This window comes from Sphingobacterium sp. Lzh-3, from assembly GCF_046764375.1.
GTDB lineage: Bacteria > Bacteroidota > Bacteroidia > Sphingobacteriales > Sphingobacteriaceae > Sphingobacterium.
The window spans coordinates 4,547,159-4,564,526 of sequence record NZ_CP177226.1 but is presented as its reverse complement, the minus strand read 5'-3'; the positions used below and the strand labels follow the sequence as shown (position 1 = coordinate 4,564,526).

Annotated in this window: 18 protein-coding genes; 14 read left to right on the top strand and 4 right to left on the bottom strand. The window is 35.6% G+C overall.

The features are described from left to right. Positions 1-28 precede the first annotated feature (28 nt). Positions 29-643: a Crp/Fnr family transcriptional regulator gene (locus tag ACLCDV_RS19210; protein ID WP_317664822.1), complete on the bottom strand. Its 615-nt coding sequence runs from the start codon at positions 641-643 to the stop codon at positions 29-31. Positions 644-774: 131 nt separating this feature from the next. Between ACLCDV_RS19210 and ACLCDV_RS19205 the strand changes: the two genes are divergently transcribed. Then, complete coding sequence (locus ACLCDV_RS19205; RefSeq protein ID WP_411971995.1) at positions 775-2,217, top strand: serine hydrolase domain-containing protein; 1,443 nt, start codon at positions 775-777, stop codon at positions 2,215-2,217. Between the two features lie 151 nt (positions 2,218-2,368). Here ACLCDV_RS19205 and ACLCDV_RS19200 read toward each other — a convergent pair whose 3' ends face one another. Beyond that, positions 2,369-2,830, bottom strand: coding sequence for a VOC family protein (locus ACLCDV_RS19200; protein ID WP_317664825.1), 462 nt, complete (start codon positions 2,828-2,830; stop codon positions 2,369-2,371). A 393-nt stretch (positions 2,831-3,223) separates the two neighbouring features. Here ACLCDV_RS19200 and ACLCDV_RS19195 point away from each other — a divergent pair, with 393 nt between their 5' ends. The 3 genes from ACLCDV_RS19195 to ACLCDV_RS19185 are packed head-to-tail and all read left to right on the top strand — an operon-like array spanning position 3,224 to position 4,541. Then, positions 3,224-3,871: an Imm19 family immunity protein gene (locus tag ACLCDV_RS19195; RefSeq protein WP_317664826.1), complete on the top strand. Its 648-nt coding sequence runs from the start codon at positions 3,224-3,226 to the stop codon at positions 3,869-3,871. After that, entirely contained in the window at positions 3,868-4,080 is a 213-nt protein-coding gene (locus ACLCDV_RS19190; protein ID WP_317664828.1) for a hypothetical protein, read from the top strand. The genes ACLCDV_RS19195 and ACLCDV_RS19190 overlap by 4 nt, the downstream gene beginning before the upstream one ends. A 32-nt stretch (positions 4,081-4,112) precedes the next feature. Beyond that, positions 4,113-4,541 carry a hypothetical protein gene (locus ACLCDV_RS19185; protein WP_317664830.1) on the top strand — a complete coding sequence of 143 codons (429 nt, stop codon included), beginning with the start codon at positions 4,113-4,115 and terminating at the stop codon, positions 4,539-4,541. A 248-nt stretch (positions 4,542-4,789) separates the two neighbouring features. Here the strand turns inward: ACLCDV_RS19185 and ACLCDV_RS19180 are convergent, their stop codons facing one another. Continuing rightward, positions 4,790-5,143, bottom strand: a complete 354-nt coding sequence (locus tag ACLCDV_RS19180) for a hypothetical protein (RefSeq protein ID WP_317664832.1) — start codon at positions 5,141-5,143, stop codon at positions 4,790-4,792. An 840-nt stretch (positions 5,144-5,983) separates the two neighbouring features. On the opposite strand from ACLCDV_RS19180, the gene ACLCDV_RS19175 reads away from it, so the two are divergent. From ACLCDV_RS19175 to ACLCDV_RS19145, 7 genes are all read left to right on the top strand, one after another. Next, positions 5,984-6,298, top strand: a complete 315-nt coding sequence (locus ACLCDV_RS19175; protein WP_120336459.1) for a hypothetical protein — start codon at positions 5,984-5,986, stop codon at positions 6,296-6,298. Positions 6,299-6,460: 162 nt separating this feature from the next. Continuing rightward, positions 6,461-7,111 (top strand): MarR family winged helix-turn-helix transcriptional regulator, encoded by a 651-nt coding sequence (locus ACLCDV_RS19170; protein ID WP_075993673.1) that lies wholly within the window; start codon positions 6,461-6,463, stop codon positions 7,109-7,111. Between the two features lie 231 nt (positions 7,112-7,342). Beyond that, positions 7,343-9,667, top strand: a complete 2,325-nt coding sequence (locus tag ACLCDV_RS19165; protein WP_317664833.1) for a TonB-dependent receptor — start codon at positions 7,343-7,345, stop codon at positions 9,665-9,667. A 4-nt stretch (positions 9,668-9,671) separates the two neighbouring features. Next, entirely contained in the window at positions 9,672-10,472 is an 801-nt protein-coding gene (locus ACLCDV_RS19160; protein WP_317664835.1) for a DUF4249 domain-containing protein, read from the top strand. 258 nt (positions 10,473-10,730) lie between these two features. After that, positions 10,731-11,147 carry a hydroxyisourate hydrolase gene (gene uraH, locus ACLCDV_RS19155; protein WP_317664836.1) on the top strand — a complete coding sequence of 139 codons (417 nt, stop codon included), beginning with the start codon at positions 10,731-10,733 and terminating at the stop codon, positions 11,145-11,147. 44 nt (positions 11,148-11,191) lie between these two features. Beyond that, positions 11,192-12,028 carry a phytoene/squalene synthase family protein gene (locus ACLCDV_RS19150; protein ID WP_075993670.1) on the top strand — a complete coding sequence of 279 codons (837 nt, stop codon included), beginning with the start codon at positions 11,192-11,194 and terminating at the stop codon, positions 12,026-12,028. A 55-nt stretch (positions 12,029-12,083) separates the two neighbouring features. Further along, the gene (locus ACLCDV_RS19145) at positions 12,084-13,010 is read left to right on the top strand and encodes a TIGR01777 family oxidoreductase (protein WP_317664838.1); all 927 of its coding nucleotides are present in this window, start codon (positions 12,084-12,086) and stop codon (positions 13,008-13,010) included. A gap of 828 nt (positions 13,011-13,838) precedes the next feature. Here the strand turns inward: ACLCDV_RS19145 and ACLCDV_RS19140 are convergent. Then, entirely contained in the window at positions 13,839-14,405 is a 567-nt protein-coding gene (locus ACLCDV_RS19140; protein WP_411567673.1) for a fasciclin domain-containing protein, read from the bottom strand. Positions 14,406-14,830: 425 nt separating this feature from the next. Between ACLCDV_RS19140 and ACLCDV_RS19135 the strand changes: the two genes are divergently transcribed. From ACLCDV_RS19135 to ACLCDV_RS19125, 3 genes are all read left to right on the top strand, one after another. After that, entirely contained in the window at positions 14,831-15,382 is a 552-nt protein-coding gene (locus tag ACLCDV_RS19135) for a putative glycolipid-binding domain-containing protein (protein ID WP_317664840.1), read from the top strand. A gap of 295 nt (positions 15,383-15,677) precedes the next feature. After that, positions 15,678-16,238 carry an RNA polymerase sigma-70 factor gene (locus ACLCDV_RS19130; protein ID WP_317664842.1) on the top strand — a complete coding sequence of 187 codons (561 nt, stop codon included), beginning with the start codon at positions 15,678-15,680 and terminating at the stop codon, positions 16,236-16,238. Positions 16,239-16,311: 73 nt separating this feature from the next. Further along, entirely contained in the window at positions 16,312-17,292 is a 981-nt protein-coding gene (locus ACLCDV_RS19125) for a FecR family protein (RefSeq protein WP_317664844.1), read from the top strand. Positions 17,293-17,368: the final 76 nt, after the last annotated feature.

Genomic DNA, 17,368 nt, shown 5'->3' with positions numbered 1-17,368 from the left:
AATTTTACTATGACAAAAGTGTGGAAATCTAAATATTGTTTACTTGATTTAGATCAATTTGGTTGATTTTTTTACTCCTGATCCTACTGAGTGTTTCAGGACTCATCCCAAGGTATGAAGCAATATGGAAAAGCGGTATCCGATTATCTGCATCAGGGAATTGTTTTAGAAAATAGTGATATCGTTCATTGGCATCCAAAAGCAGAAAGGAACTTTCCCTGCGGCATTTTTTGATATATTCATTGGCTAAAATATTATTCAATAAAATATTCCATTTGGTATCCTTCCGGAGCAATTTATCTATGAGATCCTTTGGTATGCTTATTAAATCACAATGTTCAATGCATTGAAAATGCAAGTTCGTTTTTTCCTGGGTAAGAAAACTTGTAAACGCAGTAAAAAAATCATTTTCAAAAAAGAATTCGGTATTGATTTCTTTATAATCTTTCTGATAAAAACTTCTAACAGTTCCCTTTTCTAGGAAAAAAAGCCGATCGGCAACATGCAGCGGTCTGATCAGGTTATTTTCCTTTTCTGCGGAAAAAATGCTGATACTATCCGTCAAGAGTAGAACCTCCTTATCATTCAAAGGGAACAACTGCCTAATAATTTTAATTAAATGATGTAATCGATTATCTTCCAAATTTTATATTTTAAAAATTCAATAATTGGTGCATATTCTTGACAATGTAGATAAAATCTTATTAATGAAAATAGTAAAGATTCTTCAATTGGATATATTAAATTTGTTAAACATACCCGAAATACACAAAAATGAAAATTAAACCAAATTATAGATTTTACAGTCTCCTGGTTTTATTGCTGTTCTCGGTACGGTACTTACCTGCCCAGACTACTCGTGCCGATTACAATTATTTTATGGAGGAGTTTCAAAGACTTTTTAATGAAAAAAAATCAGACGTGATTTACGGGCAATCGTCCGCCACTTATCAATCTAAAATTTCAAAAGAAAAGTTTTCGTTGGGAATGCGGAAGTTTGTGGCAAATGTGGGCATGATGCAATATTTTTCTCTTATTGATTCTACTAAAAACGGGTATAATTATACCATTCAATTTGAAAACTCCGAACAATTATTTTCTGTGCTGCTTGATAATGAGAAACAGGTTCTAAGGATGAATTTTAAGGAACTGCCATTTTTCATAGAAGATAAGAATTTCAAAGCAGAAAGTAATAATCCGTTAAAAGACTCCATAGATTTGCTGGTGGAAAAAATCGTCAGGCCTTATATTCAAAAGGGTGCTGCCACAGGTATTATGTTAGCGGTAATTGATGGAAAGCGACAAAGAAAATATAGTTATGGAGCTATTGCTAGGACAAGTAAACAACTTCCAGATGCTTCCAAAAGTATTTTTGAGATTGGGTCAGTTACAAAAATTTTCACCTCACTTTTATTGGCAAAAGAAGTCGTTGATGGCAATATGCAATTAGAGGATCCGATCAGTAAATACCTGCCCGATTCCATTCCTCGTTTAGCATGGCATGGTCATCCCATCACACTTGTGCAATTATCAAATCATACCGCTGGATTTCCTCGGCTCCCAGATAATATTTTTACGACTAATGCCGTTCCGGCAGATCCTTATAGTCATTATAAGGTTGATTCACTCTTTCATTTCCTTAAAAATTATCATGTTTCGTCTCAGACCGGAGCCAGATTTTCTTATTCAAATTTAGGCGCTGGGGTTTTAGGTGTAGCATTAGAACGTCATAGTAACAAAAGTTTTGGACAATTGGTCATTGATAATATTTGTTTGCCCTTGGGAATGAAAAATACATCGCTAGGGGATACCGACGTGGTACAAGGATACGATGAAAAAGGAAGGCCAACGTCGTATTGGCACTTGGAATCTTTGGCGGGATCTGGTGCCATAAGATCTACATTGGACGACATGATTATTTTTATGAAGGCACAGTTAGGCTTCAAAAATAAACTGACAAAGGCTATTCATTTAACTCATCAGCTGACTTTTGCGGATAAAGATCAGGTGATGGCATTAGGGTGGCGTGTTAAAAAAGCTGGGAGTAAGGCGATATTTCATCATTCTGGAGGTACAGGTGGATTTAGGTCTTTTGTGGCATTTGATGATAAATCTCAAAAAGCAATTGTTATTCTGTCCAATGCTGCATTGGATGTCACCGCTATCGGATTTTCGATATTTGAAAATCACCTAGACCAATCTCCCTTTGAAAGATAACGGCTTGCGCAATAATCAGAGACGCATTTTCAAATTTTTAAGAAGGCCTCGGTCTATGATTGAAACCTAGCGGCCATTGCTGCGTTGCCGGCACATTTATTTTTTCGAGTTTACACCAGTGTTTGAATATGGACTTTGTCGTTACCTAGTTTTAGAAATCGGCAATAATGATCTTTTTCATGCCCATCATTTTTTTGAATGCGCCCGGTCTTTTGTTGAGTTCCGCCCAATTTTCAGGGCAAACCTGCCAGCTTAATCCGAATTTGTCTTTCAGCCACCCGCAAACGCTCTCCTGTCCTCCATCCGATGTAAGTGCTTCCCAATAGTAGTCTATTTCAGTCTGATCTTTGCAGGGGATCATCAGCGAAATAGCCTCGTTAAATTTGAATATCGGTCCGGCATTGATCCCGATGAAACGCATTCCCAGAATCTCAAACTCAACGGTAAGCACTTTCCCAGCGAAATCTTTCTGGAAATCAGCTAGGCCTTCGGCTTCCGAATTGGGGTAATACGTAATATTGATTATTTTTCCATTTTTGAAAACCGAAAGGTAGTATTCCGCGGCTTCCTGTGCATTACTGTCAAACCAAAGGTTTGGAATAATCTTTTGCATAGCTTTATATTTTTAATTATTTTTTTCTTTATCAGTATAGACTACATTTGATAATCCGCTATTCCATTATATCTGGATTTTGATCATTTGCAGTCTTACAAATCTAACAGATTTGTTCTTCGATCGACTTGGCATAGGGTAAGAAATAGAACTGCATACCTAACGCATTGCATCGCGTTGATAGTCTGATAGGCAGGATAATTTTTCGAACAAGATATTTTGAAAGCGGATTTTTCGCCCGGGATCCAACTGCGAGAAGTACCTCAAGTTTGATGGATAAAATAATAAAATTTATGGTGGTTTAACCAAAAGATATTTCCACTATATTAGCTGAAGGGGAGGTAGTATAATAAATTGGCTTGTCGGACCAATTTTAAATAGCAGTAGCTAAATATGAATAGACAAATTACACTAAACAACTTAGAAGACAATGCGTTCTTTTGGTATACGTATATTAAATGGTTCAATGGGTACGATGACATCAACGAGATCAATATTGACGAAGCACTAGAAGTTATCGGAATTGACAAAGAAAAATTAGCTGAATGGGAAGAACAATTTTTTTCGATAGATAAAAGTGGAGAATCTTTAAAATTTATCGGAGGAAATTTAGTGGAAGATATAACTTTCTTAATTGAATTTCAAGATCATGAAATTGTATTTTTTCTTAACGACATTTACTTTGGAAATTTGGGAGGACATTTTGAAGCATGGTTTCTAACTTGGGATGAACTTTTATCATTTCAGCAGTTTGAACATTTATTTCTGCTTATGTTACCAATGACAGCAATTGAACAACATCAAAGAGACAATGCGAAGCAGATTATACATGACCATTTAAAAACAATACCAAAGTTTGAACAAAATGCAGAATATATTTCTAGTTGTATATTAAACGGACTTTTAATTGACGAGCTCTTTTTTGAAATCGATGAAGTGGGTACCGTAAATAATCAAAATCATAGTGTTCGAAATATTCGAAAATATCCAAGATATCGAGAAAACGTAATTGAATTAAATAAAGTCTTGAAAAAATTGTGAGATTCAAAATTGCAACTCCTTTTTTCGTGCAGGAAATAGGCAAAGATGATTTATGTTGGATCAATTATGATGGTAAAAGAATTCAAGTTTCTAAAATTGACTGTTTTGGGCTTGAAAGATTGGCGACTTGGAATGCGATGTATGTAGCGAAACGTATCAGAGATCACTATGATGGAAAACCTAATTTGTATCTTTGGGATTGGAGTTAAGATAGGTTTCATTATCCTTTTTAATTAAGTAAATGGCTAGCAAAATAATAAAGGGAAAGATTAGTTTAACACAAGCTGAATTATTTAAAAATAATATAACGCTAGATTTGGATGATGCTCATCTTGATCTACATAACGACTATGAGTGCATTAGATTGGTATACAACCGAACATATAACGAATTTCGCCTTACTTTTAAACGTGTCACTCTAGAAACTGATGTTAACTATAATCAAGTTGATGTAGTGTTTATCGATGCTGTTATAGATACTTGCCTATTTGTTTTTGACGAAGATGTTTCTGATAAATTTAGGACTATAGACTTGTTGTATCGAGGTCGGTTTGAAAATGGTGATAAGCTGGCTGAGTTTGATGGTTCAGGGAGATCGTTGTACTATATCAGTTTTTATAGCGGGTTAGAATTAAAAGTATTTGCAAAGGCATTAGAAGTTGAGTTATAGAATAGCTTTTCTAAAACAATAAAGCGCCCTAATTAAACTAGGGCGCTTGGTTGAATTTATTTAAATGATAAACAAAACGACTTTAGTAATAATATGGATATTATTCATATTTGGGAGCTATTCATTTGCGTAGTTTTCACTATCATTTAACATTTCATCAAAAATATCTAAATCTGCTTCGAAACCGTATGGTCTCAATGTCCGAAATATCTATTTCGTCATTGTCTACCTTTTTGCTCCATCGTCAACTAACTGAGCTGTTCATTCCATTGAGGTATACCGATAAACATATCATTTACAAATTTTTCTGTATACCGCTGCATTCCAGTTTCCTCTTTATCAAAGTAGGTTTTTATTTTTGAGCATACTTTAGGATTGTAGCATAAACTGACACGGAAGTTTTCGATCCATTCGGCCCGTATAACAGTGGTTATTAATCTTTTTGTATCTCTGGACAAGCCGATTACGGTGATAGCTTGGCACATCCCAGCATACCAATCGATAATATACACTTTGGTGCCCGGGCTAAACTGTTTCGTGCCATAACGGGTTTGCAGTTTCCCTTGACCATAGCTAATTTCCTGTTTGATGTTAGCTACCAATGTTCATAATGGTATAGGTTCTAAATGATCCATCTCGATTCAGTTCTATTTTAATTAGTTTATTTCCATTGACAAAATCTATCCGATAGTTAAGAGGCGACAGTTATCTGTCGTTTAGTAATATTCATAATAATTGCTTTGAAAATATTGCGCCCTCCTGAGAGAGAAATTATCCGTAATGAGCTGATGTATGCTATCTATTACTTTGTTAGGCCGTTTGATTTGACTTAATTTCCACTGAGGTTCAATCCCGTTATTATTCGCTGTATCATCAGCTACAAGTTGTCTTAGCCCCTGAATATACAGCTGCTTTTGTTTATCGATAGCATATGTTTTTCGTAGCTCGTTCTCGTCTTTTGGCATTAGGTAAATAGCATATTCTATTTCCGCATAGTTTATAACCAGTGCTGAAATGCCGTCATCTTGGAGCTACATCCCAATATAGTAGGCCATCGCTCCGTATAAAAAGGAATAGAAAACAGTTATTAAATATCTTGTAAATTTCCATATTAGAAAAGGAATAAAAAGAGGATTGCAAGAGCGGGAATACTAACTATTTCTATCCAGATGAAGTTGTTTTTTATGTACAGGAAAAAATGGAAGATAATATTTTTACAGTCAACCAAGTTTTTGTTTCAACGACATCATGGGCATCATTTTATGGTACAAAGACAAAATGTATCTTTGCGCAGATACACAAATCTTTTGGATTGTAAACTGATCACCGATTTTTCGGTAACTCCCGAATACCGCTTATATAACCTTTCTTTTTTCAGGCATTATTTCTAAAAACAATATGCTATTGGACGCTGTCCAATAAATGGAACATAAAAAAAGCAAATGAATTTTGATATCATAAAGTGTGAAGACCTGCAGCAGGCTATACACATACCAAATACGACGGAAGACCATAAGGAAGAAACCTGGTTTGTGAAATTTGGTGAAGAAATAATAGGAGTTGGGCTTTTTTCAAAACACAGCGGGCGTTGTGTTTTGGCAATTGTTGGTGATGCTTATGATGATAAGAAAATAATTGGCGATATCAATTCACACGATAAAATTATTATTGAAGGATTGAGTATAGCTTTTGAAGGGTATTTAAGATCCATTCTCGGTGATGTAGTGATTGGCGAAAAGAAAGTGGATGATAAGTAACAATAATGATATATATAGAAACGCCTTCAAAATTTTAGGCTGTTTATAAGATCAAAGTGATCAATTTTAATAATCAGTCGTTCAAATAGAAACTGATACAAAAACCTTTTACTTTTTTTTTCGCAATAAAAATCTTTCATTTGTATAGCAGAGAAAGTTGTGATGATAAGAAAAGATCTTTTGATCGAAATAGCTGAAGAGCTAGAGGATTACTGTACCAATGAATCGGTGAATGGTACGCTCACTGATTTTTTAAAATACATGTATCTCAAAAATTCAATTGGGATGACCCAGACACGTAAAGTTGGGGGAGAGCATGCTATTGTCACAGAAAGAGATGTCCCGGCAGAAGATTTGGGTAAACTTCTTTTGATGATGAATCGTTATGCGAAACATTACATAAAGTTAGCATTCGAAGGAACCCATCTGCAGACTCCGGAAGATTTTACCTTTCTAATGGTGTTGTTCTCTTATGATAAGCTACTTCAGACAGAACTGATTAGGAAAAATGCTGTCGAAAAAGCTTCTGGTACAGAAGTCATCCGTCGATTAATGCGACTTGGTTTAATCGAAGAAGCACCCAAAGTCTCCGATAAAAGAGCCAAACCAATCTGTATTTCCAATGCTGGCCGTGCTGAACTGTTTAAGGTGCTGCCTAACATGAAAACGGTAGGTAATATCCTGATCGGCAACCTTTCAAACGAAGAACGCGATTTATTAATAATATTACTTGCTAAGCTCGATCACCATCACCATACCCTGATTGATATGAAAGATGTGACCCATCTTGAACAATATCTCAAAAAGGATTGAGATAAGTTTAACCTATCTCTATTTTAAAAATTATTCTTTATTCATTTATCTATAATGCTGAATATCAATTGTATGATTTTGATATGAAATAGCGTGCATAGAAAATATTTCGTCGTTTTTGTACTACAATTCGGTCATGTCTTTATTATTTTTTAAAAAAGTAGTGTTATTTAATACTAAATTAGAGTTTAAATAAACTATATTTGATTTTGAATTCTTAAAGGTAGCCGTATGTTTGACAAAAATTTCATTTTAACGACACTCATTATGCTAAGTGCTTTTTCTGGTTTAGCCCAAAAGAAAGTACTCTCCGGCATTGTGAAAGATGCAAATACAGGTGAGACTCTAATCGGCGCAGTTGTTTCAGAAAAGGATACAGAGCGAGCAACGTCAACAAACAATTATGGGTTCTATTCCCTAGTACTCGAAGCAGGAGAGCGGATTGTGACTTTCAGTTATGTGGGGTACGAAACTCAGACAAAAACAATCTCCTTAAATGAATCAATGAAGAATGATATCGAACTCATACCTAACCAGAATGCATTGCAAGAGGTTGTTGTATCGGGCGTTCAACGCAATAAAAATGTGCGTAGTCCACAGATGGGATCATTCAAATTTAGTGTGGAAGAGATAAAAAACGTACCTGTACTATTTGGCGAGAAAGATCTGCTCAAGACGATACAGCTGCTGCCCGGTGTTCAGAGTGGAGGCGAGGGAAGCACAAATTTTTTTGTTCGTGGTGGAGGGGGAGATCAGAATCTGATTTTGTTGGATGAAGCAATTGTTTATAATGCCGCTCATCTTTTAGGTTTTTTTTCCACCTTCAATTCTGATGCGGTTAAAGACGTGCAGCTGTACAAAGGTGGGATACCAAGCCAATATGGCGGACGAATATCTTCCGTTTTGGATATTACGATGGTGGATGGAAATCAGAAAGAGTTTTCTGCTGAAGGCGGTGTTGGTCTTATTGCATCGCGCCTAAAGGTATCGGCACCTTTGCCTGATGATCGCGGTTCATTCATGCTCAGTGGCCGGCGTACATATGCGGACCTTTTTCTCAAACTTTCAAATGATCAGGATGTGAAGCAGAGTAAATTATATTTTTATGATTTAAATGCTAAACTAAACTATAAGATTGACGAACGAAATAAAGTCTTCCTTTCGGGTTACTTTGGAAAGGATGAACTGGGTTTTTCAGATAAATTTGGTTTTAACTGGGGAAATACAACAGCTACTGTGCGGTGGAATCATATTTTCAATGATCGCTTGTTTAGTAATACCTCCTTAATTTACAGTGATTTTAATTACAATGTTGGCGTCAATGGTAATAGCGGTGACTTTGATATCGCTTCCAAAATTGGGAATTGGAATCTCAAACAGGATTTTTCTTTTTACCCATCCAATAGGTCCACAATCCGCTTTGGCGCAAATGCGCTGAACCAAAATATCCGACCTGCCAGTTTAGATGCTAACGAAGATGCCAATGTCAATTCGATTCGTATTGAAAAGCGTAAAGGCTGGGATTTAAGCGCTTATTTTTCTCATGAATGGAAAGCCAACGATCGCCTTTCCTTACTGTATGGTTTCCGATTGTCAGATTTTATGGTGATGGGGCCAGGTACTTTCTATCGTTTTGATGACGATAGAGATGTTACTGGCGAACAGTATTTTGGAAAAGGAACGGTGGCGAAGCATTACATCAATCTGGAACCTAGGCTATCTGCAAGCCTACTTTTAAACTCCCTGAGCAGTATCAAACTTTCCTATAATCGGATGGCGCAGAATCTGCATCAATTAACCAATTCCACTTCGGCACTTCCTACAGATCAGTATGTGCTGAGCAGCTTGAATATCAAACCGCAGCTCGCTGATCAGATTGCTTTCGGATACTTTCGAAATTTCAACGGTAGCGCTTATGAATTTTCAGTGGAGTCCTATTATAAGGCCATGGCCAATCAGATCGACTTTCGGACCGGTGCTGATCTCCAGGCTAACGAATTCCTTGAAGGTGAACTTCTTTTTGGTAAGGGCCGTGCATATGGTCTTGAATTATTGCTACGGAAAAATAGCGGTAAACTAAGTGGATGGATAGGTTACACTTTGTCCAAGAGTGAGCGAAAGTTTAATGGAATTAACCAAGGAGCCTGGTTTAATGCCCGGCAGGATCGTACCCATGATCTTTCCTTGGTGACCATGTATAAGTTATCGGATAAATGGTCTTTGGGTACAAATTTTATTTTCAACAGTGGTCATGCAGTTACTTATCCAGCAGGGAAATATGACTTAAACAATACCACATTATTTTATTATACCCAGCGAAATAGCCATAGGTCCCCAATTTACCATCGTTTGGATCTGTCTGCAACGTATGAACCTCAAAAATCAAACAAACGTTTTACCTCCAGCTGGACATTTGGACTAAATAATGCCTACAACCGACGCAATGCCTATATTGTGGATTTTAGGGAGAATGAAAATAATCCCAATATAACAGAAGCCTATCAGATTGCATTATTTGGTATTATACCATCCGTTACCTGGAATTTTAAGTTTTAATATTATGAAAAGAAACCTACTTACAATATTGGCGCTTCTGACTGTTTTATTTTCCGCCTGTGAAAAGGTGATCGATCTAGACCTGGAAAATAGCGAAGCGCGCATTGTGATTGAAGCCAATTTAAATGATTTAAATGTAGATCAGCTTATTAGGGTTACTAAAACAGTCGCTTTCGGTACAGATAGAAAGGGCGACCCCATTTCCGGTGCATCGGTGCTGGTGCGGTCTTCTGTGAATGAGGAAATAACTTTTGTTTATGAGCGTGATGGTTATTATCGTGCCCAAAACTTCCACGTGCGTCCAGGAATAAAATATAGCCTTGAAATAGAATTAGAAGGAGAATATTATCGGTCTTCGGTTACTATGCCTCCCTATGTAGCTATTGATTCTTTGGGTGTCACAAAAGAAAAGATCTTCACAAAAGAACGATACTATCCAACCTTTAAATTTTATGATCCGGCTCAAACAGACAATTATTATCTGTACGAAATCGCTATCAACAATTCTCCTACGCGGTTTTCTTCAACATATAACGATAAGTTCAACGATGGAAAATATGTTACCCATAAAATCTCTGACCGTACAATAGATTTGGAGTTGAATGACGAAGTTAAGGTAATTCGGTATTGCGTTGATGCCAGCGTTTATAAATTCTGGAATGAGTTTCAGGCAGCAAATCCCGGTGGGGCAGCGCCCGGAAATCCAAGCTCAAATATATCTAATGGGGCCTTAGGCTATTTTTCAGTAGCATCTTCAGGGACATATTTGTTTAAAACGCAGGAATATATGGAGAAATTAGAATGAGACGGACTTGGATATATATATTATTTGGTTTAATTTTATACTAAAAATCAGGTGTATTAAAAACAAATTTAGGATATTAATGGTATAAATATATACTTTTTTATCTTTTAGACCATCATAAGTGTGCATTTGAAAAACTAATTTGAGGAGAAAATTATAGTGTTGCCAGTGATCAAGCTAATGAATAAAGCAGAAAAAATTGAAAAAAGCTGATCATAATTAAATGAATTATATAACGAAACAAAGATGAATATAGCGATGATGAGTAAAAAAAAGTACATGATCATGTTGTTATGTATGCTGTTTGGATTGACGGCATATAGCCAGAAAAGTAAATATCAATTATCAAGTCACATTCTGGATATTTCAAAGGGATATCCTGCTCCGGATGTTAAAGTTGATTTGGAGAAATTGATGCCAAACAAGCAATGGGTTACTGTGGCAAGTGAAAAAACGGATAACAGTGGTCGCATCGGTACTTTCCTGGAAACTGGTAAAGTAGACAATAAAGGAGTATATAAACTCAAGTTTTATACGGAAAGCTATTTTCTTAATCAAAAAATCGAAACATTTTACCCATTTATCGAAGTCGTTTTTGAAATCAAAGACGATAAGCATTATCATGTTCCGATCACTGTTAGCCCATTCGGATATGCAACATACAGAGGGAGCTAAGTAAAATGAAATAAACGTAGAATCGGAAGATAATCTATAGGCCTATGAAGAGACTATTTGATGAACTAGCATATGAAGTAAGCAAAAGAACGACCGAAAAATATAGCACAAGTTTTTCGCTCGGTATTTTGGCGCTAAAACCCTGTATTCGTAATAGTATCTATGCAATTTATGGCTATGTGCGACTTGCTGATGAAATTGTTGATAGCTTCCATGGATATGATAGAAAGCGTCTTTTGGGACAATTGTATCTAGATACCAACTGTGCTTTAGAAGAAAGGATTTCTTTAAATCCAATTTTGCAGTCCTTCCAAGAAACTGTGCACAGGTATAAGATCGACGTCGAGCTGATCAGCCAGTTTCTTCATAGCATGGAGATGGATCTGAATAAGGTTGACTACAATTCCGAAAGTTATAAGGAATATATTTATGGTTCAGCAGAGGTGGTAGGACTTATGTGCTTACAAGTATTTACAGAGGGAGATCGAAAGCTGTACGAGGAGCTCAAGCCTTTTGCAATGAAATTGGGATCAGCGTTTCAGAAAATAAATTTTTTACGGGATCTCAAACAGGATTACCATACGCTTGGAAGAACCTACTTCCCCAATCTGGATATGACAGTCTTTGATAATACGGTCAAAAGTCAGATCGAAAATGAAATTCATACAGAATTTAAGGAGGCGCTTTTGGGAATCAAAAAACTCCCAGCTTCAGCAAAGTTTGGGGTTTATCTTGCCTACAAATATTACCTTTCACTTTTCGCGAAGATCCGTAAAAAATCTTCAAAAGAAATTTTAGAACATAGGATTCGCATACCGAACACCCATAAAGCGCTTGTTGCCCTAAAGAGCTATTTGCGTTACAAAATTGCTTATTTATAAAACAGCGCAGCATTCCGCTTCACGATGTTGTAGAAAAGATTAAGAAAGCTTATATATGAAAAAGATTTTAATTGCCGGGGGGACTGGTTTTGTAGGTGGGTATCTTGCTGTACACCTTAAGAAAATTGGTTATGAGTTACACCTCCTTACGCGGACACTTAAAGACCAATCTGCAAGTGGCGTAAAATATTTTGAGTGGGATCTGAAAAAAAGCTTCATAGATATCAATGCCTTCGATGGAGTCGATACCATTATTAACCTCACTGGTGAAAATATAAGTGCAGGTCGATGGACTTCCTCACGTCGCCTTGAGCTTATCGAAAGTCGTGTATTATCATTGAATTTACTATTTGAATACGTCAAACGCCACGAGCTTAATATTGATAAAATCATTTCATCATCTGCAGTAGGTTATTATGGAGCATATACTTCAGATACCATCCTTTCTGAAGATTCTATTAGTGGAAATGACTTTTTGGCTCATACTTGTGAGGTATGGGAAAAGGCCGCATGGCAGTTTGAAAGCTTGGGTGTCAAAACCGTTATTTTACGAAAAGGTATTATTTTAGGTAGAAATGGCGGGATGTACGCCAAGCTTGCTCCTTTGGCAAAACTTGGTATCAATGTTTCTTTAGGTGATGGAAAGCAATATATCCCATGGATAGACATACATGATGTCGTGCGCATGTACGAATTTATTCTTGATCGGACGGATATTCGGGGTGTGTATAATGCCGTTGCTCCTCAACATATCACAATGAACGATTTTGCGTATGTATTGCTTAGGTCATTTGGTAGGAGTAGCGTTTTGCCAAATATACCTGGTTTCGTTATTAAACTATTGTATGGTGATATGGCTGCTATGCTATTAAATGGTTCTCGTATAAGTGCCGAAAAAATTAGAAATAAGGGATTTAAATTTAATTATGATACCATTGCAAGATCGCTGGAGAATTCCAGTAAGTCAGTTATTAAAAGCTAGTGATTATTATGATGTTTATTTTTCCTGAAAAATAGGTTGCTTCTAGATGCAGATAAATGGAAAAAAATATATTGTATCTTTAATGATGGCTAAAAATAATTTATTTACGTTCAACCGGGTTATACCTTATCCCACAAGTTGGAGCCTTTTCATTATTATTCCCTGCTTGATATGCTATAGTATTTTATACTATATTTTTTTTAAGGCAATATTCCATCTTTCGCTCATGATGTTTTTCATGCTCATCTACTTTGGTACATGTTATATTATTTTAAAAGCGCTCTCCGTGCGTATGACAATTTGGTTTGATGGAGATTTTATGTATGTACAAAAAGGAAATGGAGCTCAGAAGAGGTTCTTAAAAAATAATATTTATGGATTTTATGCTTACAATTATGAAACCGAATCAGCTACCTTAAAAACCTCAAAGATATATTTCAGGTTCTGTTTGACAGTTGGGAAAGATATTTATTTAAACGATGTCGAATATAAAAACAAATATGATGACATTAAGGGCAGTAATCTGAAGAAATTTCTGAAAACGGCACAAACAGAATTTCACTTTTCGAAAACATCTAAAAACAGCCTTCAAAACATATATTGGTATTCCAATCAAAATTAAAAAGCGTTATTTTGGCTGGAGAAAAATAAAGTATACTAAGTTTAATGAACAAATTACTTATTGTAAACGGATTGGATGGATGGAAAAAATAAAACGAGCAATGTTAATATTGCCCGTTTTATCATTATCGACACCACTTTGATGTAATAAGAAAACATCATTGAATGTATGCTGCCAATAGATAGTTGATTTTATGGCAACAATATTTAGGGCATCAATACAGCATCTATCACATGAATAACCCCATTGGATTGATTGACGTCCGCAACTGTTACTTTTGCGCTATTACCTTTTGCGTCTTTTACATATACATCGTTCCCTTTCATCCAAAAAGTAAGGTTTCCACCTTGGACTGATTTGGTTACATAGGTTCCTTTACCATCCTTAATCGCTTTGGTGATCTGTGCGGCACTCCATTTTCCAGGAATCACGTGGTAGGTCAATATTGATGTTAATTGGGCCTTGTTTTCTGGAAGCATTAAGTTATTTAGGGCCTCTTTGGGTACTTTAGAAAAGGCGTTATTTGTAGGGGCTAAAACAGTAAAGGGACCAGGCCCCTGTAAGGTTTCTACAAGGCCAGCAGCTTTTACTGCAGCAACCAACGTAGTGTGATCCTTGGAATTGACTGCATTCTCAATAATGTTTTTGGAAGGATACATCGGTGCACCACCTACCATAACAGTTTTTTCCTTTGTTTGAGCCTGACCCATGTAGGTGCTTCCCAATAATGTTGCTGCAGTGGCAGCCGCCCATAAGATTGATTTAATTTTCATGATCTTTATTTTTTATCTGTTATTTAAAAGCTTTATATGATCACTTACGATGAAATCGAAAAGTTGGATTGCAGTGAAGAACAAAATTTGTTATTCGTATATAAATCATGTCATTATAGGCTAAATTGCATTAATATAAATAGGTTGCTAGGTCCCTCTCTTGAAGATTAATCGAACTTAACTTTAAACGATGATTCGCTAAAGGAGTTGGATGACGATTGATGGGATACCGATGAAGGCCGGTATTTATATAACATTCACCTTTTATTTAGATTTGGGAAATAACTGGTACAATAACTGCTTAATTACATAAATGACTTTTAGAACCGGTTCGCAACGGTATTGGGAAAGGGAATCAATCTTAAAAAAAATCATTCAAAGAAATGTTCAGAAATAAGACCGCAAACTGTAATTCATAGATCGAAATGAGAAAGATTATCTGGAGAGGCTTGGTTTATAAATCCTGGGAAGATTGCACGATAGAACTGAAAAATGATGCCTATTATGTAAAATCGTCTATCATTGGCAACTATTTGAACCGTATTTATAATGTAGATTATGTTTTAAAAATAGACAGAAATTGGTGCATACAGGAATTTGAAATAAAAACAGAAATTGGAGGGCACAAAAATTTAATTATCGGGACAAACGCTGCAGGTTTATGGTCGATCAATGGAATTCCTAGACCGGAGTTCAATGAATTTCTCTTTATCGATATCTCAGTTACTCCTTTTACAAATACATTGCCAATCAATAATCTGTTACTGGATATAGGGCAATCAAAGTCTATTGATGTCATATACATCAACATTCTTGAAAATGAAATAAAGCCAGTCAAACAGCTTTATAGCAGAAAAAAGAAGGATGAATATCTGTACGATAATCTTGATACCGTATTTTCCTCGTCGATCACAGTCGACCAGAAAGGCATTGTAAAGAGCTATCCCGGTCTATTTGAATTAGTTTTGGAAGATTAGGGAAGATAAAACAATCCCTAAATTCTCAGCCAGTAATTTATTTTAATTGCAGAGATGTTCAACGCTTAAAATCCCTGCATCCAATAGCACCCTAAGAACAGGTCTTGTTCTGCGATTCCTTGTAAATGGCATATCACTATGATGCTAAAGCAAAATTCGGATTGGTTTTTATTTAAAAATTTTATAGATCATTTTATACATTTATAAAAAAATGTTAATATTGTACTTATGTAATACATAATATTGTTGGCATTTTTCATAATCTAACCAATTAGTCTTAAACATCTGCTAACCATTGAAGAACAATTTAATTACCGATATGGAATCGAATCAAGTGGAAAGTCAAATAGAGCACAAAATTTTGCGCTGTCTAAAAGACGGAGATATGCAAGCATTTTCCTTAGTATATAATTTTTACTGGGATGGCCTCTATACCTTTGCTTTACGATTGATGAAGGAAGAATCACTAGCACAAGATGTTTTACATGATGTCTTTACTGAGTTGTGGGCCCGTCATAAAAGATTAAACATCGAGTCATCGTTAAAAGACTATTTATTCATTTGTACAAAAAATAGATGTTTTAAGCTGCTGGGGAAATTACGTCGGTTAAATGAAGTAGAGGAACACCTGTTGTTAGATATAGCGATTGAGCATGATGAGCTTTCGTATAAAGAACTTTCTGATCAGCTTGATGGCTTACTAGAGAGACTTCCTGTCAAAACAAGGGCAATTTTTATCATGAGTCGCGAAGATGATTTATCCTACAGACAAATTGCAAAAAAAATGAACCTTAGTATCAAATCTGTCGAATATCATATATCTAAGGTCTTGAATAAATTACGAAAAGCCTTATAATAATATTTACCTTTTCGTTATTTTGTCATATTAACAAATTAAAATCTTTCAAGTTCAACCGTATTATAAGCATATGCCCATAAACGATAGAGAAGATATAAAAAAACATACTTTTGATCGTATTCTAACAACGATTAGTAGAAAGAAACGTAAAAAGCGTTTGTTGAATGGTGCTATCCTATTTTTTGTTTTATCTATTTGTTCTGTTAGCTTATATATTTTTTATTCTCGTTCCTTTGATCTGTCCTCCAAAAAAGCCGAGCATATTTATGCGGATATTTCAGCTGGAGATATCACAATTTCAGGATCAAGGCCCATGTCCCTTGCTGAATGGGAGAATAATAAAAACAAACCTTTCAAAGTCAGTAAAAAGAAAGATATGTTGATTATTGAACCGACCGAATCATCAACCTCCGAATTTGATGATGTTGTTCTGCGCGTTGGGGTCGGTGGATTGTATAAGGTTTTGTTAAAAGATGGAACTATAGTATTTCTCAATTCTAATTCTGAGCTGAGTTACAAAGGCGATTTTTTAAAAAATCGGATTTTAACTTTAAAAGGGGAAGCCTTTTTTGAGGTTGCTAAGAAACAGCAGGCTGATATTAAACAGGAGTTTATTGTTCTGACAGATAAACAGCGGATAGCTGTATTAGGTACAAAGTTTAATGTTTTGTCTCGTGAAGGAGCCGAGCAGACTGTATTAACAGAAGGAAGTATAGCTTTAAAAAGTATTAAATCAGGAAAAAACAAGTTGCTTGTTCCTGGAGAGATGGCCATGCTGGATGATCATGGATCTATTGATAAAACAACTGCTATAACCGAAGATTATACGTCGTGGAAAGATGGTAATTTGTATTATGAAAATAAAAGCTTGCGCTATATTCTCTCAGATCTTGCTAATATCTATCCAATTCATTTTGATCCCAATAAAGTTCCCAATCGGAATTTTACACTTTTTCTTAAAAGAGATCGCTCGTTTTCTGAGATTTTGGATCTCATAAAAAAATCAGGCAAATTGAACATCACGTTAAAAGGTCATGAATTAATTTTTTAAAAAAAGTTTTTAGGGTAATCGCGTTTGGGAGACTCTTTATTGTAAGAATGGGAATAATGCCCCTTTTACAATAAAG